The 22,687-nt window shown below is 41.4% G+C and carries 19 protein-coding genes, 1 rRNA gene and 2 pseudogenes; 18 read left to right on the top strand and 4 right to left on the bottom strand.

All coding sequences use genetic code 11. The features are described 5' to 3' along the window. Nucleotides 1–15 precede the first annotated feature (15 nt). Both cspE and ACGF63_RS09745 read right to left on the bottom strand, forming a co-directional pair. Nucleotides 16–225 (bottom strand): transcription antiterminator/RNA stability regulator CspE, encoded by a 210-nt coding sequence (gene cspE, locus ACGF63_RS09750; protein WP_021323071.1) that lies wholly within the window; start codon nt 223–225, stop codon nt 16–18. A 219-nt stretch (nt 226–444) separates the two neighbouring features. Next, the gene (locus tag ACGF63_RS09745) at nt 445–906 is read right to left on the bottom strand and encodes a methylated-DNA--[protein]-cysteine S-methyltransferase (RefSeq protein ID WP_036850449.1); all 462 of its coding nucleotides are present in this window, start codon (nt 904–906) and stop codon (nt 445–447) included. Nucleotides 907–1,240: 334 nt separating this feature from the next. Between ACGF63_RS09745 and nrdH the strand changes: the two genes are divergently transcribed. The 13 genes from nrdH to emrB all read left to right on the top strand — a co-directional run bounded on the left by nrdH (nt 1,241) and on the right by emrB (nt 15,231). Further along, nucleotides 1,241–1,471, top strand: coding sequence for a glutaredoxin-like protein NrdH (gene nrdH, locus ACGF63_RS09740; protein ID WP_152964160.1), 231 nt, complete (start codon nt 1,241–1,243; stop codon nt 1,469–1,471). 13 nt (nt 1,472–1,484) lie between these two features. After that, nucleotides 1,485–1,907 carry a class Ib ribonucleoside-diphosphate reductase assembly flavoprotein NrdI gene (gene nrdI / locus ACGF63_RS09735; protein ID WP_162524278.1) on the top strand — a complete coding sequence of 141 codons (423 nt, stop codon included), beginning with the start codon at nt 1,485–1,487 and terminating at the stop codon, nt 1,905–1,907. Further along, entirely contained in the window at nt 1,904–4,033 is a 2,130-nt protein-coding gene (gene nrdE / locus ACGF63_RS09730; RefSeq protein WP_152964161.1) for a class 1b ribonucleoside-diphosphate reductase subunit alpha, read from the top strand. Before nrdI ends, nrdE begins: the two co-directional genes overlap by 4 nt. A gap of 21 nt (nt 4,034–4,054) precedes the next feature. After that, on the top strand, nt 4,055–5,014 hold the full coding sequence (gene nrdF, locus ACGF63_RS09725; protein WP_036850445.1) for a class 1b ribonucleoside-diphosphate reductase subunit beta: 960 nt from the start codon (nt 4,055–4,057) through the stop codon (nt 5,012–5,014). Between the two features lie 598 nt (nt 5,015–5,612). Then, nucleotides 5,613–6,812 carry a glycine betaine/L-proline ABC transporter ATP-binding protein ProV gene (gene proV, locus ACGF63_RS09720; protein ID WP_152964162.1) on the top strand — a complete coding sequence of 400 codons (1,200 nt, stop codon included), beginning with the start codon at nt 5,613–5,615 and terminating at the stop codon, nt 6,810–6,812. Next, on the top strand, nt 6,805–7,890 hold the full coding sequence (proW, locus tag ACGF63_RS09715; RefSeq protein WP_152964163.1) for a glycine betaine/L-proline ABC transporter permease ProW: 1,086 nt from the start codon (nt 6,805–6,807) through the stop codon (nt 7,888–7,890). Before proV ends, proW begins: the two co-directional genes overlap by 8 nt. A 72-nt stretch (nt 7,891–7,962) precedes the next feature. Continuing rightward, nucleotides 7,963–8,961, top strand: coding sequence for a glycine betaine/L-proline ABC transporter substrate-binding protein ProX (gene proX, locus ACGF63_RS09710; protein WP_387630407.1), 999 nt, complete (start codon nt 7,963–7,965; stop codon nt 8,959–8,961). Nucleotides 8,962–9,186: 225 nt separating this feature from the next. Beyond that, nucleotides 9,187–10,410 carry an MFS transporter gene (locus ACGF63_RS09705; RefSeq protein ID WP_387630404.1) on the top strand — a complete coding sequence of 408 codons (1,224 nt, stop codon included), beginning with the start codon at nt 9,187–9,189 and terminating at the stop codon, nt 10,408–10,410. Nucleotides 10,411–10,502: 92 nt separating this feature from the next. Beyond that, nucleotides 10,503–11,261 carry an AzlC family ABC transporter permease gene (locus tag ACGF63_RS09700; RefSeq protein WP_152964166.1) on the top strand — a complete coding sequence of 253 codons (759 nt, stop codon included), beginning with the start codon at nt 10,503–10,505 and terminating at the stop codon, nt 11,259–11,261. Beyond that, entirely contained in the window at nt 11,261–11,596 is a 336-nt protein-coding gene (gene ygaH, locus ACGF63_RS09695) for an L-valine transporter subunit YgaH (protein ID WP_198539154.1), read from the top strand. Before ACGF63_RS09700 ends, ygaH begins: the two co-directional genes overlap by 1 nt. Before the next feature lie 129 nt (nt 11,597–11,725). Next, on the top strand, nt 11,726–12,253 hold the full coding sequence (mprA, locus tag ACGF63_RS09690) for a transcriptional repressor MprA (protein WP_021323081.1): 528 nt from the start codon (nt 11,726–11,728) through the stop codon (nt 12,251–12,253). A 233-nt stretch (nt 12,254–12,486) separates the two neighbouring features. Beyond that, complete coding sequence (gene emrA / locus ACGF63_RS09685; RefSeq protein WP_036850436.1) at nt 12,487–13,665, top strand: multidrug efflux MFS transporter periplasmic adaptor subunit EmrA; 1,179 nt, start codon at nt 12,487–12,489, stop codon at nt 13,663–13,665. A 24-nt stretch (nt 13,666–13,689) separates the two neighbouring features. Continuing rightward, nucleotides 13,690–15,231, top strand: a complete 1,542-nt coding sequence (gene emrB, locus ACGF63_RS09680; protein ID WP_036850426.1) for a multidrug efflux MFS transporter permease subunit EmrB — start codon at nt 13,690–13,692, stop codon at nt 15,229–15,231. Nucleotides 15,232–15,277: 46 nt separating this feature from the next. Here the strand turns inward: emrB and ACGF63_RS09675 are convergent, their stop codons facing one another. Then, nucleotides 15,278–16,294: a tRNA/rRNA methyltransferase gene (locus tag ACGF63_RS09675; protein ID WP_152964168.1), complete on the bottom strand. Its 1,017-nt coding sequence runs from the start codon at nt 16,292–16,294 to the stop codon at nt 15,278–15,280. Nucleotides 16,295–16,431: 137 nt separating this feature from the next. Between ACGF63_RS09675 and ACGF63_RS09670 the strand changes: the two are divergent. From ACGF63_RS09670 to ACGF63_RS09650, 5 genes and pseudogenes are all read left to right on the top strand, one after another. Next, nucleotides 16,432–16,656, top strand: a pseudogene (locus ACGF63_RS09670) (DTW domain-containing protein); the annotation flags it as partial. A 115-nt stretch (nt 16,657–16,771) separates the two neighbouring features. Further along, nucleotides 16,772–19,414: a bifunctional acetate--CoA ligase family protein/GNAT family N-acetyltransferase gene (locus ACGF63_RS09665; RefSeq protein WP_387630399.1), complete on the top strand. Its 2,643-nt coding sequence runs from the start codon at nt 16,772–16,774 to the stop codon at nt 19,412–19,414. Nucleotides 19,415–19,577: 163 nt separating this feature from the next. Further along, the gene (gene pssA, locus ACGF63_RS09660; RefSeq protein WP_152964170.1) at nt 19,578–20,933 is read left to right on the top strand and encodes a CDP-diacylglycerol--serine O-phosphatidyltransferase; all 1,356 of its coding nucleotides are present in this window, start codon (nt 19,578–19,580) and stop codon (nt 20,931–20,933) included. 415 nt (nt 20,934–21,348) lie between these two features. Beyond that, a complete protein-coding gene (locus tag ACGF63_RS09655) occupies nt 21,349–21,630 on the top strand; it encodes an Exc2 family lipoprotein (RefSeq protein ID WP_152964171.1) in 282 nt (93 codons plus the stop codon). Nucleotides 21,631–21,889: 259 nt separating this feature from the next. Beyond that, a pseudogene (locus tag ACGF63_RS09650) lies at nt 21,890–22,012 on the top strand (IS982 family transposase); the annotation flags it as partial. Nucleotides 22,013–22,521: 509 nt separating this feature from the next. Here the strand turns inward: ACGF63_RS09650 and rrf are convergent. Then, nucleotides 22,522–22,637 (bottom strand): 5S ribosomal RNA (gene rrf / locus ACGF63_RS09645). Nucleotides 22,638–22,687 lie beyond the last annotated feature (50 nt).

Below are 22,687 nucleotides of genomic sequence, written 5' to 3'. Positions count from 1 at the left end.
AATACGGAGTTAAAATCAGATAGCGACAACGTTTACAGCAGATGGACCTTTAGCGCCGTCAGTGATTTCAAACTCTACCTTTTGACCTTCTGCCAGAGTTTTAAATCCGTTGCTCTGAATAGCAGAGAAATGCACAAATACGTCTTTGCTACCATCTTCTGGAGTGATAAACCCGAATCCTTTGGATTCATTAAACCACTTAACGTTACCTTTAATTTTTGACATCAAACTTACCTTTAACGTGAAAATAAGACACAAAACCTGTGTCATATACAGTACAGCAAATAAATTGGTTGATTGTCTATAACCAAGATCACGAAAAGCATAATAAAATACAATAGATCTTATCTTTTATTTAGTTTTGCTGCCAAATAATGCACATATGTAAATATTCTATCACCTTCCCTGGTCTTTTATCAGGCAATTTATTAAACAAACAAACTGTTATGCTTTTTCATGTTCCAGTAACCAGCTTTTAATATTCAGGCCACCAGTATATCCCACCAATTTACCATCATGTCCAATAACACGATGGCAAGGTACAATTAATGAGATAGGATTACGAGAATTAGCCATTCCTACAGCACGACAATAATTGACTGAACCTAGTGCCAATGATAGCTGCTTATAACTCCGCACTTCGCCAAACGGGATCTTACATAACTGCGACCATACACGCTGCTGGAATTCAGTTCCTGCCGGATTGAGTGGAACAGCAAACCCGGTACGTTTACCCGTGAAATACCCCCGTAGCTCCTTCACGCACTGTTTAGTGATATCATTTTTCACTTCAAGCGCTGTTTTTTCATCAACAAAATACAGACTGGTTACTCCCTTATCATCCGCAGCGATATGAACATACGGTTTCGGGAATCCTTTAGGTGTATCAAAATACTGATGATACATAGCCACCTCCTCCATTGAAAAAATATCAATTATTATAGGGATTAGAGTAAATCGTCTTTTTAATAAATTGCAATGATGAATTCAGTTGCTCCCTTACCACCGACTAGAAAACTTAAATTTCCCCAATAGGGGAAAAGTCTCCCGGACAATAGAGAATAAACAACACCGTAATTTTGATGACAGTCACTCAATGTAAAATTAACACTATATATAGTATGGTTGAAATAAGATTTCACCACATATAGTATAAATCAAGTTGTAGCCTTTCGGGAAACGGTTACCTGTGAACCAAATTTCGTCATTACACACCCACAAACTGAATAAGGAGTCATTAATGAGCATTACTATTTATAGCAAACCTGACTGCGTACAATGCGACGCAACCTATCAGGCTCTAAACCAAAGAAATATTCCTTATCAGATTATTGATTTAACCGAAAACCAACAAGCTTTAGCGGCTGTCCACACTATGGGTTACCAGCAAGTTCCCGTCGTAGTCGCAGGTACACAGCATTGGTCAGGGTTCCACCCTGATAAAATCAATGCGTTATCTGAGAATTTGTAGGTTTATTATGAACATGAATCCGCTGGTCTACTTCTCCAGTTCATCCGGAAATAGCTACAGATTTGTCCAGAAGCTAAAGATGCCAGCTCTTCGTATTCCGATAAACCAATCAGGTAATCTGCTCAATGTAACTTCACCTTACATTTTACTAATACCAAGTTATGGTGGTGGAAGTGCTAAAGGCGCGGTTCCACCACAAGTGATCCAGTTTCTAAATGTTGCCGAAAACCGGGCGCTGATTCGGGGAGTCATCGCCGCCGGGAATACAAACTTTGGCGAAGCTTACGGTATCGCCGGACGGATAATTTCAGAAAAATGTCGGATACCACTCCTATACCGTTTTGAACTATTGGGTACTGAAGAAGATGTACATCAAGTACGCCAGGGTATCCAAAGATTCTGGCAACATTATTCACCAGAGAATATGCAACCATGACTTTCCAAATTAACGAGCGGCAGGATTATCATGCTCTCAATGCCATGCTCAATCTGTACGATAATGAAGGACATATTCAGTTTGATAAAGACAAACTGGCCATTCATCGCTATTTCCACCAACATGTAAATCAGAACACGGTCTTTTTTCATGATCTGAAAGAAAAACTCGATTTCCTTCAGCAAAAGGGATATTACGAAACTGAAGTACTAAAACAATACGATTTTACTTTTGTTAAAAAGCTTTTTCAGCAAGCTTATAGCAAAAAATTCCGCTTTCAAACTTTTTTGGGCGCATTTAAATATTACACCAGCTATACACTGAAAACCTTCGATAATAAACGCTACCTGGAACGCTATGAAGATCGGGTATGCATGGTAGCACTGACCTTAGCTCAAGGCGATCAGGTATTGGCTGACCGTTTGGTCGATGAAATTATCAGTGGCCGTTTTCAACCAGCAACACCAACTTTCCTTAATTGTGGTAAGAAGCAGCGTGGAGAACTGGTTTCCTGTTTCCTGCTGCGAATTGAGGATAATATGGAATCCATCGGGCGTTCAATCAATTCAGCATTACAGCTTTCAAAACGTGGCGGCGGTGTCGCCTGCTTACTAAGTAATCTGCGGGAAACCGGTGCACCAATAAAAATGATTGAAAATCAGTCATCAGGTGTCGTTCCAGTAATGAAAATGCTGGAAGATGCATTTTCATATGCCAATCAACTCGGTGCACGCCAGGGTGCAGGTGCCGTTTATCTCAATGCTCACCACCCTGATATTCTCCGTTTTCTGGATACAAAACGGGAAAATGCCGACGAAAAGATCCGTATAAAAACACTCTCCATTGGCGTCGTCATTCCTGATATCACTTTTAAATTGGCTAAACACAATGAAGAAATGTATCTATTCTCACCTTATGATATTCAGCGGGTTTATGGCGTGCCAATGTCTGAAATTAGCATTACAGAAAAATATGCTGAGATGGTAAATAACAAAAAAATTCGCAAATCAAAAATCAATGCCCGTGAATTCTTCCTGACGTTAGCTGAGATCCAATTCGAATCCGGTTATCCTTATATTATGTATGAAGACACCGTGAATCATGCAAACCCAATTAAAGGTCGGATCAATATGAGTAATTTATGTTCCGAAATTTTACAGGTTAACAGTGCCAGTGAATATGAAGATGATTTAAATTACCTCCACATCGGGAAAGATATTAGTTGTAATCTGGGATCGATGAATATCGCTCATACAATGGATTCACCTGATTTTGCCCTTTCTATTGAAACAGCTGTTCGCGCCTTAACTGCCGTATCAGATATGAGCCATATCGGTTCAGTTCCTTCTATCGAGAAAGGAAATCAGGATTCTCATGCAATTGGTTTGGGTCAAATGAATCTTCACGGTTATTTGGCAAGGGAAAGCATTCATTATGGTTCTGAAGAAGGGATTGATTTCACAAACATCTATTTCTATATCGTCACTTATCATGCTTTGCGTACTTCAAATCAGATTGCAATTGAGCGAAATAGCTACTTTAAAAGTTTTAAAAATTCCCGTTATGCCAGTGGTGAATTTTTCAATAAATATACGGAAAGATCATGGCAACCTCAGACAAAAAAAGTCCGTCAACTATTTGAACAAGCAGGAATAACTATTCCCAGACAACAAGACTGGCTTGAATTAAAAGCCTCAGTGATGGCTCATGGTATTTACAATCAGAATCTTCAGGCTGTTCCTCCCACAGGTTCTATTTCATATATCAACAATTCAACCTCAAGTATTCACCCGATTGTATCCCGTATTGAGATCCGTAAAGATGGCAAAACAGGAAGAGTATATTACCCTGCTCCATTTATGACCAATAATAATCTTGAATATTACAAAGATGCTTATGAAATAGGGCCGGAAAAGATTATTGATACTTATGCCGCAGCGACTCAACATGTTGATCAGGGATTATCACTGACACTTTTCTTTAAAGATGGTGCCACTACACGCGACATTAACAAAGCCCAAATTTATGCCTGGCGTAAAGGGATCAAAACACTTTATTACATTCGTCTGAGACAAACCGCTTTAGAAGGTACAGAAATACAAGGCTGTGTTTCATGCTCACTGTAAAATTAATGCTGGAAATTTATTATGATCAGTAACCCTATATATGCAATTAACTGGAACCGTATTGAAGATGACAAAGATTTGGAAGTCTGGAACCGGCTAACAACTAACTTTTGGTTACCGGAAAAAATTCCGTTATCTAATGATATTCCCTCATGGAATACACTGACGGCAGAAGAGAAAAAACTGACTACCCGGGTATTTACCGGGTTGACCCTATTGGACACCATCCAAAACACTGTCGGCGCTCCGGCATTGATGGAAGACGCACTGACACCCCACGAAGAAGCGGTTATGTCCAATATTAGTTTTATGGAAGCTGTTCACGCACGTTCTTACAGTTCCATCTTTTCAACATTATGTCTGACTACTGATGTGGATGACGCCTATCGCTGGAGTGAAAAGAATTTTTCATTGCAGAATAAAGCTAAAATTATCTTAAATTATTATTGTGATAACCATCCATTAAAGAAAAAGGTCGCCAGTGTTTTTCTGGAATCATTTTTATTTTATTCAGGCTTCTATTTACCGATGTATTGGTCAAGTCGGGGAAAATTAACAAACACAGCCGATTTAATCCGACTTATTATCCGAGATGAAGCTATTCACGGTTATTATATCGGATATAAATTCCAAAAATCATTGGATAAATACGCTAAACCAGAGAAAAAAGAAATTAAAGATTTTACTTTTTCATTGTTATTAAATTTATACGAAAATGAAGTGAAATATACAGAAGAGCTTTATGGTATTGTTGGCTGGACTGAGGATGTTAAAAAATTCTTACATTATAATGCCAATAAAGCATTAATGAATCTTGGATATGAAGCCTTATTTCCCTCAGAAACGACGAATGTCAGCCCGGCAATACTCTCCGCATTATCACCTGGTGCAAATGAAAACCATGATTTCTTTTCTGGTTCAGGTTCATCGTATGTTATTGGTAAAGTAATTAATACAGAGGATGAAGATTGGGATTTCTGAAGAAAATGACTTTATTTTATATAAAATATTTCGAACATCAGATAACCATAATACGATAATATTCAAAAACAATATCATTAAGCCTGTTTTTTAAACGACAAAATGCCATAAAATCCTTATATTTTTATGGTGTTTTTTACAGTTGCAACGAATTCCTGTGAACATTTTTTGCCAGAAACAGCCATTCTCCTCATCTCAAACGACAAAAAACATTAATAAGTCTAATTAATAATAAATTAAATTTCATTCTAATCAGATATAATCAATATTATAAATTAATAACCAATTCCATCTAAAATACAATTGCCTAATTATTATCTTTAAGTCACAAAAACATATTAATAACAATAACATAGAAACAAATCACCCTTTCGACAGTAGAATCAATTCATAGAAAATAATTTGCTAATAATAATGAAATAACGCCAAATACATTTACTCCAATTAATTTCATATCACTATTTTTTACATTAATTAACATTAACATAGGGTTGTCAGGCTCTCTCAGTATGTTAGGGTATATATCTTCAAAGAATCATGCAGAGATGAATAATGCATAAAATTATTAAATAACCATTGAAAGGAAAGTAACTATTTCATGGCAATTAAACTCGAAGTTAAAAACCTCTATAAAATATTTGGCAAGCATCCAGAATATGCATTCAAATTGCTGAATTCTGGCTTGAATAAAGATCAGATATTTGAAAAGACAGGTCTGACTATTGGTATACAAAATGCCAATCTGGCCATTGAAGAAGGCGAAATATTTGTCATCATGGGATTGTCAGGCTCAGGCAAATCCACCATGGTACGCCTTCTCAATCGTCTGATAAAACCGACTCGCGGTCAGGTATTAATTGATGGGGAAGATATTTCTGAGATTTCAAAAACAGCGTTAAGAGACGTTCGCCGTAACAAAATCAGTATGGTTTTCCAATCATTCGCACTGATGCCACATTTAAACGTCATGGAAAATACGGCTTTTGGCATGGAACTTGCTGGCATCCCCAAGCAAGAACGCCACAAAAAAGCGTTGGATGCACTGAAACAGGTAAACCTGGAAAGTTATGCGCAATCCTACCCTGATGAACTTTCAGGCGGAATGCGCCAGCGTATCGGGCTTGCCAGAGCACTGGCTAATAACCCGGATATTTTGCTGATGGATGAAGCATTTTCTGCCCTTGACCCATTAATTCGTACAGAAATGCAGGACGAGTTACTCAGTCTGCAAGGTAATCAGCCACGAACCATCGTCTTTATCTCCCATGATTTAGATGAGGCAATGCGTATCGGGGATCGAATTGCCATTATGCAAGGCGGTGTGGTTGTACAAGTCGGGACACCTGATGAAATCCTAAATAATCCGGCAAACGACTATGTGAAAACCTTTTTCCGGGGCGTAGATATCAGCCATGTATTCAGCGCCAAAGATGTCGCTCGCCGCCGCCCAGACTCGCTTCTTCATGTTGCGCCAGGTTTTGGCCCTCTTTCCGCATTGAAAGTCCTGGATGACGAGAACAGGAATTATGGTTATCTGATCGAACGTGGGCAAAAGTTCGCGGGTGTGGTTTCCGTAAATTCATTGGAAAAAGCATTACGGGGAAAAAAACCGATCGAACACGCCATACTGACAGAGCCAGCCGCCGTTGCTGCGGATATGCCTCTCAATGAATTGATTTCTGTTGTAGCACAATCACCTTGTGCGGTTCCGGTTGTTGGGGATAACAACAAATACATCGGCGTTATTTCCAAAGGGATGCTGTTGCAGGCTTTAGATAAGGAGACACCAAATGGATAATCAAAACGAACATCAAACTCAACCTACACAGGATACGAGGGATCCCCATCCCTCCTCGGTTGATAGCGTAGATCCCTGGAGTAGCGAAGCCAGTGTTGACAATTCAGCCGGTTCTGACTGGCTGGATGCACCAGCAACAACCGTACAACCTGAACATTTCAATATCATGGATCCATTCCAACACCCCCTTATTCCCTTAGACTCATGGGTAACCCATGCTATTGACTGGGTTGTACTGAATTTTCGCCCGGCATTTCAGGAGATGCGTGTCCCAATTGATTTTGTTCTCAGCAATTTTGAGCAATTTCTAACCTCAATGCCCGCACCTGTTGCAATCCTGTTTTTTGCTCTGATTGCCTGGCAGCTATCAGGCATTGGTATGGGTATTGTGTCACTTGTTTCGCTGATAATTATTGGTGCAATCGGAGCATGGTCTGAAGCTATGGTCACTCTGGCCTTGGCTCTGACATCTCTGCTGTTCTGCATCATCATTGGCTTACCACTGGGTATCTGGCTGACACGCAGTGGAAGGGCCGCCAAAATCATCCGTCCTCTGCTTGATGCTATGCAAACCACGCCGGCGTTTGTCTATTTGGTGCCAATTGTCATGCTATTTGGTATCGGCAACGTACCTGGAGTTATCGTCACCATTATCTTCGCCTTACCTCCAATTGTCCGTCTGACAATTTTGGGTATCAAACAGGTTCCGCCAGATCTGATAGAAGCAGCCGAATCTTTTGGTGCCAGCCCTCGCCAAATGCTGTTTAAAGTTCAGTTACCGCTGGCTATGCCGACAATTATGGCCGGTATAAACCAAACTCTGATGCTCGCGCTGTCAATGGTTGTTATCGCCTCAATGATTGCCGTCGGTGGTTTAGGTCAAATGGTTCTGCGGGGTATTGGTCGTCTTGATATGGGCCTTGCCGCGGTAGGTGGGGTCGGGATCGTTATTCTCGCGATTCTCCTTGACCGTCTGACACAATCTCTTGGCCGCGACAGCCGTACCAAAGGAGGAAATCATTGGTATACCTCCGGGCCAATTGGGTTAGTTACCCATTTATTCAGCAAAAAAGCATAGCCTTGCAAAGGCATATATCAAACCGCAAATTTTTAATAAAAAATTATGATGACGACTACAGGAGGAAAAACTATGCGCAAAATAGTTATCTGGGCTATAACCTTGTCATCACTGATAAGCTCTCAATCATTCGCTGTCGAGTTACCGGGTAAAGGTATCAGTGTACAGCCAGTACAAAGCACCATTACCGAAGAAACATTTCAGACTCTTATCGTCAATAAAGCACTGGAAAAACTTGGCTATGATGTCAAACCAATCAAAGAAGTAGACTACAATGTTGCCTACTCCTCTATCGCTTCCGGTGATGCGACTTTTATGGCGGTAAGCTGGGAACCACTACACAACAACCAATATCGGGCAGCAGGGGGAGATGCCAAATTTTACCGTGTTGGTAATTACGTAGAAAATGCTGCTCAAGGTTATTTGATCGACAAAAAAACAGCAGAAAAATACCACATCACGAATATTGTCCAACTGAAAGATCCGAAAATAGCCAAATTATTTGATACCAACGGTAATGGCAAAGCCGATCTTACCGGCTGTAACCCAGGGTGGGGCTGTGAAGCCGCGATTAACCATCACCTTAAAGCTTATGACTTGAACAATAGTGTTGAACATAATCAAGGAAATTATGCCGCCATGATGGCGGATACCATGACTCGCTATAAAGAAGGTAAACCCATCTTATATTACACATGGACACCTTACTGGATCAGTGATGTGCTGAAACCAGGCAGAGATGTTGTCTGGCTACAAGTGCCTTTCTCGGCTATGCCTGACGGTGAAAAAATAGATACCAAACTACCAAACGGCGCTAATTACGGTTTCCCGCCAAGTATTATGCATATTGCCGCCAATAGAAAATGGGCAGAAGATAACCCAGCAGCAGCTAAGTTGTTTTCTATTATGAAAATACCGCTTGCTGATATTAACGCCCAAAACCTGCGGATGCATAATGGTGAAGCATCGCAAGCAGATATCGAACGCCACGCAAACAATTGGCTCAAAGCTCACCAAAAATTATTTGATAACTGGATTGAAACTGCCGCGAAAGCCGCCAGAAATAATTAACATTCTGAATACCACAGTGAATTGGCCTATACCAATTCACTATTTTTTATGTCTATTTTCCCTTACACCGAATTGGATAACTCAATCAATATTTGCAGGTTTCTTTCTACCATCCTCTCGGTTTTATCGTTGAATCTAATAATAAAAACTCACTACAATGCGCTCACTTTTAGTGAGTTACCCACTCCCTCTAAACCTGCCGTTCGAGCATAAGGAAACACATTTATGGAAGAAAATATTTCCCGTACACCGTTAAATCCAGGGTTGATTGCTTTGATAGCAATTGCCACAGGTTTGGTTGTTGCCAGTAACTATTATGCACAACCGCTGCTTGATACTATCGCGTTACAATTTGACCTGACTGTCAGCGAAGCGGGGTTTATTGTGACCACAGCTCAGTTGAGCTACGCCGTTGGCCTGATATTCCTTGTACCATTAGGTGATATGTTTGAACGACGCAGCCTGATTGTCTCAATGACAATGTTAGCCGCTGTTGGATTGCTGATTACCGCTCTGTCGCAGAATATCTGGCAAATGTTGCTGGGAACTGCACTAACAGGTTTATTTTCAGTTGTTGCCCAAGTACTGGTCCCTCTGGCGGCAACACTTGCTCTTCCCCATCAACGAGGAAAAGCCGTTGGTATAATTATGAGTGGGTTGCTACTTGGAATATTACTGGCAAGAACCATCTCCGGAGCAATGACTACGCTTGGTGGCTGGCGAACTATTTTTTGGGTTGCCAGCGTCTTATTGGTGATTCTCTCCCTAACATTATGGCGCTGCCTGCCTCGTTACAAACAAGTGACCACTCTCAATTACTGCCAATTACTTGGCTCTATTGTAAAACTCGTCGCCACAACTCCCCTTCTAAGAGTACGTGCCATACTGGGAGCACTGACATTTGCCAATTTTAGTCTTCTATGGACATCAATGGCATTCCTGCTCTCAGCACCTCCTTTTAACTACTCCGAAGGGATAATCGGTTTATTTGGGTTAGTCGGTGCCGCAGGAGCACTGATGGCAACTAAAACCGGGCAACTGGTTGATAAAGGAAAAGGTTCTCTGACCACCAGCATTTCTCTGGTGCTACTACTTATTTCATGGATACCGATTGGCTTCGCCAAAGAATCATTAATCGGCTTTTTGATTGGTATTCTGCTCCTCGATACTGCGGTTCAGGGTGTTCACGTTACCAATCAAAGTACGATCTACCGTATCATGCCAGAAGCCAAAAACCGACTCACCTCTGCTTACATGACCAGCTATTTTATTGGTGGCGCTCTTGGCTCTCTCGTTTCAGGTTATGCTTATAAACATTCGGGTTGGTATGGCGTTGCCGCCGCCGGAATGACCATCTGTATAATCAGCCTGATCGTGTGGTTCTTAGGCAAAAAGCATGAGCCAAAAACGTTGCAAGAAACAAGTTATGGCAAAAAAATGTCTAAATAAAAACATTTATGAAACATTTATTAAGGATAATATTTTCTATTTGATTTCCTTTTGTTAATGTTACATAACATTTATATAACCGGATATTTTGTATGCCTGCTCCTGACGCATTAACGCCTTTGTCCAGTAAAAAATCTTCCTTTACTGAGGGAATCATGGACAGTTTACCCATCGTAATCGGGTACATTCCCGTCGCTTTTGCTTTTGGTCTTAGCGCGGTAAAACTTGGCTTCAACCCAATAGAAGCCATTTTCTTTTCATGCATCATCTACGCCGGTGCAAGCCAGTTCGTTATCACGGCCTTACTGAGCGCGGGCATGTCATTATGGGTTTCTGCCTTGACAATACTGGCAATGGATGTTCGCCATATCCTGTATGGTCCATCTTTAAGACATCGTATCAAAGATAAACTAACAGAGAAAAAAACCCTTATCTGGGCTTTTGGTCTGACAGATGAAGTTTTTGCCGCAGCCACCGCAAAACTGATTAAGAACCAACGTAGTTGGAGTGAAAACTGGATGGTGGCTATTGCAAGCTGTTCCTGGCTTGCCTGGGTTGTTGGTACAGCAGCCGGCGCATTTCTTGGCAACGGTTATCTGGAATCCTACCCTGCGATAGAAGCTGCCATGACTTTCATGTTACCGGCACTATTTCTCAGTTTTCTGCTTGCATCTTGTAGAAAACAAAACAGTTATTGTGTTGCAGCAGCGCTAATTGGGGCACTGTTGGGAATAACTCTTTTTTCAATCCCTGTTGCCATTCTGGCAGGTATTGTCGGTGGCTGTATCGCCGCATTGTTACAACCACGAAACAGTTGCAGTGACACTTATGAACAAAAGGAAACACAATGATTGACAGTAGAATTTTGCTCATCGGGCTATTTGTTGGATTAGCTAACTTTTTATTCCGCTATCTGCCACTGCGTTTTGGTAAAGCGCGTCAGTCTGGTGGCAAACAAGGCGGAAAAACAGGCATTATTCTTGACAGCATTGGCATTGCATCTATTTGCGCTTTACTCATCGTATCAGGTGTACCTGATGTAATGAGAGACAGTAAAAAGCTATTTCCTACCCTGGTGGGCTTTTTAACTATCTGTTTAATTTTTTACAAAACAAAGAAAATTATACTCGCAACACTATTCGGCGCACTGCTTTTTGGACTAACATTCAAAATATTTATGAATTAGGTATCAATATCAAAAGAAATATGATGATAATAAATAACTACAATTGCTAAATTTATCTTTTAATATACCATTTGGATGTTTGATAACAAAAGTTATCTTACCAGTTGAAACTAATAAGGTATCTAAATAATGGAAAGTTCGTTTACGCCTACCGAAGAATTACTGAATATTCGTGCAGCACAGCAAGCCAAATTAAATAAAGATATCCCTTATCAAGAGATCCTGTTGACTAGGTTATCAATGCACGTCCAAAGCAAATTGCTTGAAAACCGTAATAATATGCTGAAAGCTCAAGGAATCAATGAGACTTTGTTCATGGCCCTGATGATCCTTGATACTAAAGAAAGCCACAGCATCCAACCATCAGAATTAAGTGCCGCATTAGGTTCTTCCCGTACTAATGCCACGCGTATTGCTGATGAATTAGAAAAGCAGGAGTGGATTGAAAGAAAGGAAAGTCATAACGATCGTCGCTGTCTTCACCTTCACCTGACAGATCAAGGTACAAAATTTTTAAATAGTTTACTTCCACCTCAACATGATTGCTTGAGAAGACTTTGGTCATGCCTTGACCAGGAGGAACAAAAACAGTTAGAGAAGTTAATGAGAAAATTACTGGTCAGACTTGATACAATGGGCGATTGTATCAAAAAATAACTTATTGTTTGATCGAGCGATTTTCATCCAAACAATAATTTTCTGGTTAAATTGTTCGAAAAAAATTTCCTTGTTAGCCAAGATGATCTTTTCTGCCAAAAGCTAACTATTATTCTTCGATAACATTGGATTCTGTGTGATTCATCTTTCCAGTAGTGATGACATACCACTACTGGAAAGTGAGCCGAAAGATGATAGTGGCCAAAAGATAGATAACAAGCATGGAGATTACTATGAGCACAAATGAGGAAATTGAAGTACCAGCACCACAAAATCCAACCGATAACAAAAAAAGACAACGCAGTCGTGCCTTAGTATTACTAACTCTTGTATTTACTCTGCTTGGTGTTACCTACTCTTTTTATTGGTTTCTCATCTTACGCCACCATCAAGAAACAGATAATGCCTACGTTACAGGCAATCAAGTTCAGATTATGTCGCAAGTTACCGGCAGTGTAATTACAGTTAACTTCGATAATACTGACTTTGTGAAAAGCGGCAGTGTATTAGTACAACTCGATCCCCGTGATGCAGAGTTAACATTGGAAAAAGCAAAAACAGCACTGGCTAACAGTGTTCGCCAGACTCATCAGCAAATAGTCAACAGTAAACAATATCAGGCTAATATCGCTTTGCGCCGCTCTGAATTGACCAGAGTTCAAAATGATCTCAGCCGTCGTGAAATACTTAGCGCTCAGAAAGTGATTGGTAAAGAAGAGCTGCAACATGCACAGGAAGCCGTTGCCAGTGCCCGGGCCGCTCTGGATATCGCTATCGAGCAATATAACGCCAATCAGGCAGTTATTCGTGATACGCCACTAGAAAAACAACCTGCCGTTGAACAAGCAGCAACAGAGGTCCGTAACGCCTGGCTGGCGCTCCAACGCACTAAAATAGTCAGCCCAATTGATGGCTATGTCTCACGCCGCAGTGTACAGGTTGGCGCACAAATCAATAAAAACACACCTCTAATGGCGATAGTTTCAGCAAACGATATGTGGATAGAAGCTAACTTCAAGGAGACTCAAATTGCCGATATGCGTATTGGCCAATCCGTCGAAATCACCAGCGATTTCTACGGTGGAAGCAAAATATTCAGCGGCAAAATCACTGGTCTTGATATGGGTACAGGCAGTGCTTTCTCTTTGTTGCCTGCCCAGAATGCCAGTGGAAACTGGATTAAAGTTGTTCAACGTTTACCCGTCCGCATTACACTGGAGCCTGGACAATTAGAAAAATACCCATTACGTATCGGCCTCTCGACTAAAGTAAGAGTAGATACCACCCGTTCTGATGGCCCTGTTCTGTCTGACAGAACACGCACCAAATCGGCTTATCACACCTCTGCGCTGACAATAGATATGTCCCCTGCAAATAAAATAGTCAACGACATAATTAATAATAACGCTTAAAAACAATACAGACAGAAGGCAACAGTGATGAAACAGCCGCTCACAGGGGTCAAACTTGCATGGATGACCATTGCGCTATCTTTGGCAACTTTCATGCAAGTTTTGGATTCCACAATTGCTAACGTAGCGATACCCACTATCTCAGGTAATCTGGGGTCATCAAATTCTCAGGGACTTTGGGTCATTACCTCTTTCGGTGTTGCAAATGCAATTTCCATCCCGATTACCGGATGGCTGGCAAAGCGCATCGGTGAAGTTAAGCTATTCATCTGGTCAACAGCCCTGTTCGCTATAGCTTCCTGGCTATGCGGGATTTCCAACAGCCTTGGAATGCTAATCTTCTTCCGGGTTATTCAGGGGTTAGTTGCTGGTCCTCTTATTCCTCTTTCGCAAAGCCTGTTACTGAATAATTATCCCCCCGCCAAAGGAAATATGGCGCTTGCGTTATGGTCAATCACTATTATTGTCGCACCGATTTTTGGCCCTATTCTGGGCGGCTATATCAGTGATAACTATCATTGGGGATGGATTTTCTTTATCAACGTCCCTGTTGGTATAGCGATTATTCTAATTGCGATGAAAACGCTGAAAGGACGTGAAACCCAAACACAGATCAAACCTATCGACACAATAGGACTCGTGTTGTTGGTTGTCGGGGTGAGTTGTTTGCAAATTATGCTGGATCAGGGTAAAGAACTGGACTGGTTTAATTCTACCGAAATTATCGTATTGGCTGTTATCGCCGTAATCTCATTGGTATTTTTGACAGTATGGGAATTGACCGATGACAATCCAATTATTGACTTGTCGCTGTTCAAAGAACGCAATTTTACTATTGGTTGCCTCTGTTTGAGTTTGGCTTATCTACTCTACTTCGGCACAATCGTTTTGTTACCTCAATTATTACAGGAAGTGTTTGGCTATACCGCAACCTGGGCAGGACTTGCATTAGCGCCAGTAGGATTGTTGCCATTGATAATATCTCCGCTGATTGGTAAGTTCGGCAATAGAGTAGATATGCGCTACATAGTGACATTCAGCTTTGTAATGTACTCTGTCTGTTATTACTGGCGTGCATATACATTCGAACCAGGAATGGATTTTGCCGCCTCTGCATGGCCTCAATTTATTCAAGGATTTGCTATCGCCTGTTTCTTTATGCCGCTAACAACCATTACCCTTTCTGGCTTACCACCAGAACGTGTGGCATCTGCATCCAGTTTGTCTAACTTTATCCGAACATTGGCAGGCTCAATAGGAACATCACTAACAGCGACCATGTGGACTCAACGCGAATCAATGCATCACGCTCATTTTACAGAACACATCAATCCTTATAGCCCCGATACTCAACAGATTTATCAGCAATTATCGGCCTTGGGAATGAATAACCAGCAAATTTCGGGTTATCTGGCAAAAGAAATTACCCATCAGGGACTCATAATTTCAGCAAATGAAATATTCTGGCTCTCCGCCTGTGTATTCCTGATTTTAATTATACTCGTCTGGTTAGCGAAACCCCCATTCATACAAGGCAGTAAAGAGAGTGTTAGCGGAGCCCACTGAATCTTAAATAGCAAAACGGGAGCACCCACGGCTCCCGCTTTTTCCATCAGGCTCTATTCTGTCGCCACCACTCTGCCAGCATAACGCCAGTTGCAACAGAAACGTTCAGGCTTTCAATCAAACCTGTGCCGCCGACGAACAGACTCATATCGCCATGTTCCCAAGCACTGTCACTCAAGCCATCATGTTCCTGACCAAGTACCAGAACCATTTTTTCGGGTAATTTAGCTTTAGCTAAATTGGTGCTGCCTTTATGGCTGGATGTTGTCACAATGGTATAACCAGCTTCACGAAATTTATTCAGTGTGGTGGTAAAACCATCAGCATCAATACCTTTAATATGTTCAGCGCCACCCTCTGCTGTACGAATAGCCGCACCAGATTCTAACAAAGCCACATCCTGCAAAATCACACCCTGCACACCAAAATGCGCACAGCTTCGCATAATAGCACCGAGGTTATGTGGATTACCCACATCTTCAAGAGCCAGAACACAGTCTTTTACCGGAGCACTTTTCAGGTAGGTCTCCGCATCCAAACCACTGCGTTTTTTAATCAGAAAACAAACACCACCATGATGCTCAGTACCTGACACTTTCGCCAGTTCAGCTTCATCCACAACATGATAAGCTTTGCGGTTGGCAGCCATCCATTTTAGAGCATTACGGAAGCGTGGTGTCACTGACTCAACAAACCAAGCACGAACTATCGCCTCAGAACGGTTCTTAAACATCGCCTGACAAGCATTTTCACCATAAATCCGGGTTTCTTCCATTCGCTGACGACGAAGCTGCTCTGGATCAATCTGACTTTTCCCACTGATACCGCCATGCTCTGGCGTTAAAGAATCACTCTCAGGGCGAGAAACTGTTTTCCAAGGCGATCTTTCACGCTCAGTAACACGCGGAGAACGGGATGATCGCTCATCGTCCCGACGACGCTGACCTTGATCGCGTCCTTTGCCCGACGGACGTTTGTTATTGCTGCGGCTGTCATTACTGTCCTCACTACGGACATACATCACTTTGACTTTGCCATTTTTACCACTATATGAATCGTTCATTCGTCTCTCCAACTACTTTATGGCGCGAAGATTACCTGATGTGTGCATGGTAAGCTACCTCTGACACCTACAATCCATTAAAATATGCCTTTAATTTTTTTCCTACCTTTTACCTGAAGGACCCAGGTTCCTGATTTATGAATGATAATGCCGTCTTCCAACTGCGCCAGCAGCGCCTCGCTCGCTCTACTCGTCCCTTTCGTGCCCGTGGTTGCCGTATAGAACGTTGCTCTTACTGTCTACTGCCATAAAAAAGTTGTCTGTGCGATACAATCGAACTGGCGAATGCAACCAGCCGATTTTGTCTTATCATGTTTGATACCGAGCCAATGAAACCCAGTAATACAGGTAAATTGTTAGCTATTTTCATCAACAATATCTGGCAGGTAAACCTCATCACCCGATAGCGTAAATCACAGCAATGACCAACAAAATCCGTTACAGTGACCACATTAATCGCTAACAAGGAGCCTCCTGATGAGCCAGCGCGGACTTGAAGCTTTATTACGCCCTAAATCCATTGCGGTAATTGGCGCCTCAGAAAAACCAGAACGAGCGGGTTCCGTTATGATGCGCAACCTACTTGCAGGAGGATTTGCCGGACCAATACTGCCGATAACACCCAATAGCAGTTCCGTTCAAGGGGTTTTAGCCTATCCTTCAATAGATAAATTACCGATTACACCAGATTTGGCTGTTATTTGTACTCATCATAGCCGCAATTTGCAAAGTCTGGAACAACTGGGGCAACTTGGTTGCAAAACAGTTATTATTCTTTCCTCACCAAAGCCCCAATTTACTGAGCTAAAACAGTGTTGCCAGCGCTATAGTATACGGCTACTTGGACCAAACAGTTTGGGATTATTAGCCCCCTGGCAAGGATTAAACGCCAGCTTTTCTCCAGTTCCAATACTCAAAGGGAAACTAGCCTTTATTTCTCAATCTGCGGCAGTATCAAATACGATTCTTGACTGGGCTCAACACCGAGGAGTCGGATTTTCCTACTTTATCGCATTGGGCGACAGTGTAGATATTGATATTGATCATCTGCTTGATTTTCTGGCTCGTGACAGTAAAACCAGCGCTATCCTGCTCTATCTGGAGCATATTCATGACGCCCGTCGCTTTCTTTCAGCGTCCAGAAGTGCTTCCCGCAATAAACCTATTTTGGTGGTTAAAAGCGGCCGCACCAAGCGGGCCCAGAAATTACTTGGTGAACAACAAAACCTGGATGCTGCCTATGACGCAGCAATTCAGCGAGCTGGATTATTGCGGGTGCAAGATACACATGAAATGTTTTCTGCTGTAGAAACGTTAAGCCATATGTCACCTTTACGGGGAGAGCGACTATTTATCATCAGCAATGGTGCTGCTCCAGCAGCAATGGCGCTGGATGAGTTATTCCGTCGTAACGGTAAGTTAGCAACGTTAGGTGAAGAAACAACGAAAGCATTGAAAACACACCTGCCAGAAACTATCGCCTTACACAATCCACTGGATTTAAAAGATGACTCTACGGTGGAACGTTACGTCTCCGCACTAAAACCTTTGCTAGACAGCCATGACCATGATGCTCTGTTACTTATTCATTCTCCTAGCGCAATTGCTCCCGGCATTCAGACCGCCACAAAAGTCATTGAAACAATCCGTAAACATCCACGGGGAAAATGGCTGACTATCTTCACCAACTGGTGCGGAGAGTATTCTTCACAAGAAGCCCGCCGTCTGTTCAGTGAAGCAGGTATTCCAACTTACCGAACCCCGGAAGGTGCCGTTACTGCTTTTATGCATATGGTGGAATATCGCCGCAATCAGAAACAATTAACAGAAACACCAGCACTATCAGCAAACATCACAGCCAATACGGCCCGCGTCCATCAGTGCATACAACAAGCTCTGGAACAGGGGAATTCGCGTCTGGATACCCATGAAGTTCAACCTATTTTGGAAGCCTATGGCCTCAATACACTTCCAACCTGGATTGCGCATAACAGTGATGAAGCAGTCAATATTGCCCAACAGATCGGTTATCCTGTCGCCCTGAAATTACGTTCACCAGATATCCCACATAAATCAGAAGTTCAGGGGGTTATGCTCTATTTGCGAAACGCAAATGAAGTCAGAACTTCTGCTCAAGCGATTATCGAACGAGTCAATCAAAACTTCCCTCAAGCAAGAGTTCAGGGACTGTTAGTTCAGAGCATGGCAAATCGTGCCGGAGCACAAGAGTTGCGTATCGCAGTAGAACAAGACGAAGTATTTGGTCCACTGATTATGCTGGGAGAAGGTGGTGTTGAATGGTCACATGAAACACAAGCAGCCGTAGCATTACCGCCGCTTAATATGGCATTAGCGCGATACCTGGTTATTCAAGCCATAAAAAGCAGGAAAATTAAACTCAGGGGCTCCCCTCAATCATTAGATGTGCTGGCACTTAGCCGACTTTTGGTTCAAGTATCTAACCTATTACTTGATTGCCCACAAATTGTACGACTCGATATTCATCCATTACTGGCTTCTGACGATGAGTTCACACTACTGGATGTTTCAATGGAATTATCTTCGATAGAAGGCGATCCACGGACCAGATTAGCTATCCGCCCATATCCAAGCGAACTGGAAGAAACCATAAAACTGAAAAGTGGTGCAGAATGCCTTCTGCGTCCAATTCTGCCAGAAGATGAGCCACTGCTGAAAGATTTTATTGGTCAGGTTACCAAAGAAGATCTTTATTACCGCTACTTCAGTGAAATCAGCGAATTCACCCACGATGATTTAGCAAATATGACTCAAATTGATTACGATCGTGAAATGGCATTTGTTGCCGTGCGTCATCCTAAGACTAACCCGGAAATTATCGGTGTCACCCGTGCCATAGCTGATCCTGATAATGTCGAAGCAGAATTCGCTGTACTGGTACGCTCTGATTTAAAAGGGATTACCCTTGGACATCAGCTTATGATTAAGCTGATTAATTATACGCGGGAACATGGCATAAGCCGCCTCAACGCCATCACCATGCCAGAAAACCGTACTATGATAAAACTGGCTAAAAAACTTGGATTTACCATAGATGTTCAATTTGAGGATGGTATTGTAAACTTAGCCCTCGAACTTTAAATCAACTACGTGATGAATCGCACAGACTTGAATCATTAGGTAGCAGAGCGTTAAATCATGCTCACAATTAGCCAAACTAATGGTATTATCGCCAGATCATTTGATTCATTGCTTTATATAGTCGTATTTCAGCCATCCAACATAAGAGAAAAAGCGCACTGTGATGTTGTCTAAATTCAAACAAGCTAAACACCAACAACACCTTGCACAACTGCCTAAGCTACCTCAGTCAGTTGCTGATATTAAAACACTTTATCAACCAGAAGTGTTCCGCAGCACCCTGCTGGAAAAAATTGCTAGCGCTGAAAAACATATTTATATCATCTCTCTCTATCTGGAAAACGATGACGCAGGAAGAGATATCCTTAATGCACTTTATCTGGCTAAACAACAACGCCCGAACCTAGACATTAAAGTTCTTGTTGACTGGCATCGAGCACAACGTGGACGAATTGGTGATGCTGCAATGGCAACTAATGCCGATTGGTATTGTTCCATGACAGAAACATATTCTGATGTAAAAATTCCAGTATTAGGTGTACCAGTAAATACCCGTGAAGCACTGGGAGTTTTACATTTAAAAGGTTTTATCTTTGACGACACGGTGATTTATAGCGGAGCGAGTATTAATGATGTTTATCTCCACCAACATGATAAATATCGTTATGATCGCTACCATTTGTTTCGCAATGCAAAACTTGCAGAAGCAATGAAGCACTTTGTTGATAATGACATTATCGCTACAGGTGCTGTACAAAAACTGAATTGTAAGAATCGCCCCCGTAGCCCTGAAATTAAAACTCTGATCCGTCAATTTCGTTCTTCTCTGCGACACACGACTTATCAGATAAATAATCAGGCAACGAACGATGAATTGTCTGTCACTCCGCTTGCCGGTCTGGGGAAGAAAAATCTTCTAAATAAAACCATCAGTCATCTTATCGCCAGCACAGAACAAAAGCTGATTATTTGTACTCCGTATTTTAACCTTCCAGCTATCATTGTCCGACTGATTATTCATCTACTTCGTCAGGGTAAACAAGTCGAAATTATTGTTGGCGATAAAACTGCCAACGATTTTTATATTCCACCGGAAGAGCCATTTAGAATTATCGGTGCATTACCCTATCTATATGAAATCAACCTGCGCCGTTTTATCAGCAGACTACAGCGCTATGTGGATAGCGACCAACTCACTGTACGACTATGGAAAGATGGTGATAATAGCTACCATCTGAAAGGTGTGTGGATAGATAATCAATGGCAGTTGATTACAGGAAATAATCTTAATCCTCGTGCCTGGGGACTGGATTTAGAAAATGCAATTCTTATCCACGATCCTAATAAAGAAATGCAGGAACAACGTACAAAAGAACTAAATTGTATCCGTACTCATACTACGATTGTCAGTCATTATCAGGAACTGGACAGTATCCAGCTTTACCCAGTCAAAGTACGTAAACTTATCCGTCGCTTACGCCGTATCCGGGTAGACAGGCTGATTAATCGTATTCTGTAATTGAATCGATAAAGCTGATTATCATTTAAATCCCTTGTAGCTCATGTAATCTCAGGGGATTCTTATTTCATTGAATTTCGGTTTAGGAGTTTTGAACCTCATTGTCATTTTCTAAAGAAGAGAACAATATAGCTATGGAAAATAATAATATTGAAAATTTTCAGGATATTATTGGTAATATTCAGTGCAATAGATATGTTAATCAAACAGATACTTTGAAATTAATTTCTAGCAATTTCTCTTCATTATCAATTTATTTAATTGACTATTAGTATTGTAGAGGGTTTTTTATGCGCTCTTTATATTTTTTACCTGTTCTCTTATTTTTATCCGCTTGTTCAGTAAATCTCCCTCCGTATGAACGGGAAGCCAGGCATTATGTTTATCGTTCTAATGATGATTTTGACCCTAACATGTGAATAATTCTATTAAACTTCTAACGCCTTTCTTTGAACAATTTTATAGAGAGGGAGTTAAGAATAGAATGGACAATATCAGCTCACAGGAATTTGAGCAAAGAATTAGTTATTTTAATAGTGATAATTTCATCCAAGAAATCGACATGTCAGAAACATTCATTTCACCAAAAGTACATATAGAAAAAATTGACAATAATAGTCAGATTTCAGATAAGAAGATAAAAGCATTAATTAAAGGAGTCATCAATTCTTACGAGGCTGGTTACTATGGAAAATAAAAATATTCTCCATAAACTTATTAGTAAATTCTTATCCAAATCAGGGATTCTATTTGGATTAAAATTAAACAAGCTATCTTTTGATGATAAAGGAGCTATTTCATCAAAATAGCTATTAATCAGTAAGATTACCGTTAGTTATAGTTTAAGTTGCTCACGGAATCCTCAGGTACGAATAATTTAGACGAAATTTATTGTGAATAGGCAGCAACGGTTACTCGACAACGGTGAAAGTCAGCAGCATCGTCATTCAACACTTTCCTATGATGAGGTCATGACTCTCCTTATTCTGTTCCACATGTCTCGTTTTCGTGATTTTAAATATTTATATAATCAATACGTTAAGATCTGCTTGCGGACCGAGTTCCCTAAACTTGTTAGCTAACGTCAACTTCGTTTAAGAATAGCGATATCAGAATCCCATAAATTCAAGCTCGGTTTTTTTAGGTTGGAATGTATAAGCGATTAGGCCTGCGGCGACCCCCAATAAAATCTATGGCGACAAAGGAGATATCTCACAGTCTCTAAATAATGAACTGGCTCCAAGAGATCATCCTGGTGATAAATACGAGTAATAATATGAAACTTAAAGATATTTCTCTATGGGACCGAATTATGCTAAGAAAATAGTATTGAATAGAAATGCTCTTTGATCAGTTAAAAAACATCTCACACATAGAGCATACACGGCATCGAAACCCTCTAAACCTACTTCTTGAGGTCATAGCTGGGTTGCTCCCTTATACTTTCGAACCCAAAAAACTGAATCTTAACCTACCCCCCTCTGAGGTGAGCTATCTTATGCAAATCTAAGGTTAAATCAGTCAATAAAATCATCCCCTGAAACGCAAAAACCCCCAGCTGACGCTGAGGGTTTCTACTTCATTTAAAGCCTGGCAGTTCCCTACTCTCACATGGGGAGACCCCACACTACCATCGGCGCTACGGCGTTTCACTGCTGAGTTCGGCATGGGGTCAGGTGGGACCACCGCGCTATCGCCGCCAGGCAAATTCATTTCATCCCGACCGTTATCTGCCTTCTCGACACATAACCATC

The organism is Photorhabdus sp. RM322S (assembly GCF_042879395.1).
In the GTDB taxonomy this organism is placed as follows: Bacteria; Pseudomonadota; Gammaproteobacteria; order Enterobacterales; family Enterobacteriaceae; genus Photorhabdus; species Photorhabdus khanii.
Note: the sequence above shows the minus strand (reverse complement) of the source record. Positions and strands in the feature narration are given on the sequence as shown.

What these genes read in the sequence shown, in the direction of transcription:
- cspE (WP_021323071.1), bottom strand. Translation starts at nt 225, where the DNA reads ATGTCAAAAATTAAAGGTAACGTTAAGTGGTTTAATGAATCCAAAGGA.
- ACGF63_RS09745 (WP_036850449.1), bottom strand. Translation starts at nt 906, where the DNA reads ATGTATCATCAGTATTTTGATACACCTAAAGGATTCCCGAAACCGTAT.
- nrdH (WP_152964160.1), top strand. Translation starts at nt 1,241, where the DNA reads ATGAGCATTACTATTTATAGCAAACCTGACTGCGTACAATGCGACGCA.
- nrdI (WP_162524278.1), top strand. Translation starts at nt 1,485, where the DNA reads ATGAATCCGCTGGTCTACTTCTCCAGTTCATCCGGAAATAGCTACAGA.
- nrdE (WP_152964161.1), top strand. Translation starts at nt 1,904, where the DNA reads ATGACTTTCCAAATTAACGAGCGGCAGGATTATCATGCTCTCAATGCC.
- nrdF (WP_036850445.1), top strand. Translation starts at nt 4,055, where the DNA reads ATGATCAGTAACCCTATATATGCAATTAACTGGAACCGTATTGAAGAT.
- proV (WP_152964162.1), top strand. Translation starts at nt 5,613, where the DNA reads ATGGCAATTAAACTCGAAGTTAAAAACCTCTATAAAATATTTGGCAAG.
- proW (WP_152964163.1), top strand. Translation starts at nt 6,805, where the DNA reads ATGGATAATCAAAACGAACATCAAACTCAACCTACACAGGATACGAGG.
- proX (WP_387630407.1), top strand. Translation starts at nt 7,963, where the DNA reads ATGCGCAAAATAGTTATCTGGGCTATAACCTTGTCATCACTGATAAGC.
- ACGF63_RS09705 (WP_387630404.1), top strand. Translation starts at nt 9,187, where the DNA reads ATGGAAGAAAATATTTCCCGTACACCGTTAAATCCAGGGTTGATTGCT.
- ACGF63_RS09700 (WP_152964166.1), top strand. Translation starts at nt 10,503, where the DNA reads ATGCCTGCTCCTGACGCATTAACGCCTTTGTCCAGTAAAAAATCTTCC.
- mprA (WP_021323081.1), top strand. Translation starts at nt 11,726, where the DNA reads ATGGAAAGTTCGTTTACGCCTACCGAAGAATTACTGAATATTCGTGCA.
- emrA (WP_036850436.1), top strand. Translation starts at nt 12,487, where the DNA reads ATGAGCACAAATGAGGAAATTGAAGTACCAGCACCACAAAATCCAACC.
- ACGF63_RS09675 (WP_152964168.1), bottom strand. Translation starts at nt 16,294, where the DNA reads ATGAACGATTCATATAGTGGTAAAAATGGCAAAGTCAAAGTGATGTAT.
- ACGF63_RS09665 (WP_387630399.1), top strand. Translation starts at nt 16,772, where the DNA reads ATGAGCCAGCGCGGACTTGAAGCTTTATTACGCCCTAAATCCATTGCG.
- pssA (WP_152964170.1), top strand. Translation starts at nt 19,578, where the DNA reads ATGTTGTCTAAATTCAAACAAGCTAAACACCAACAACACCTTGCACAA.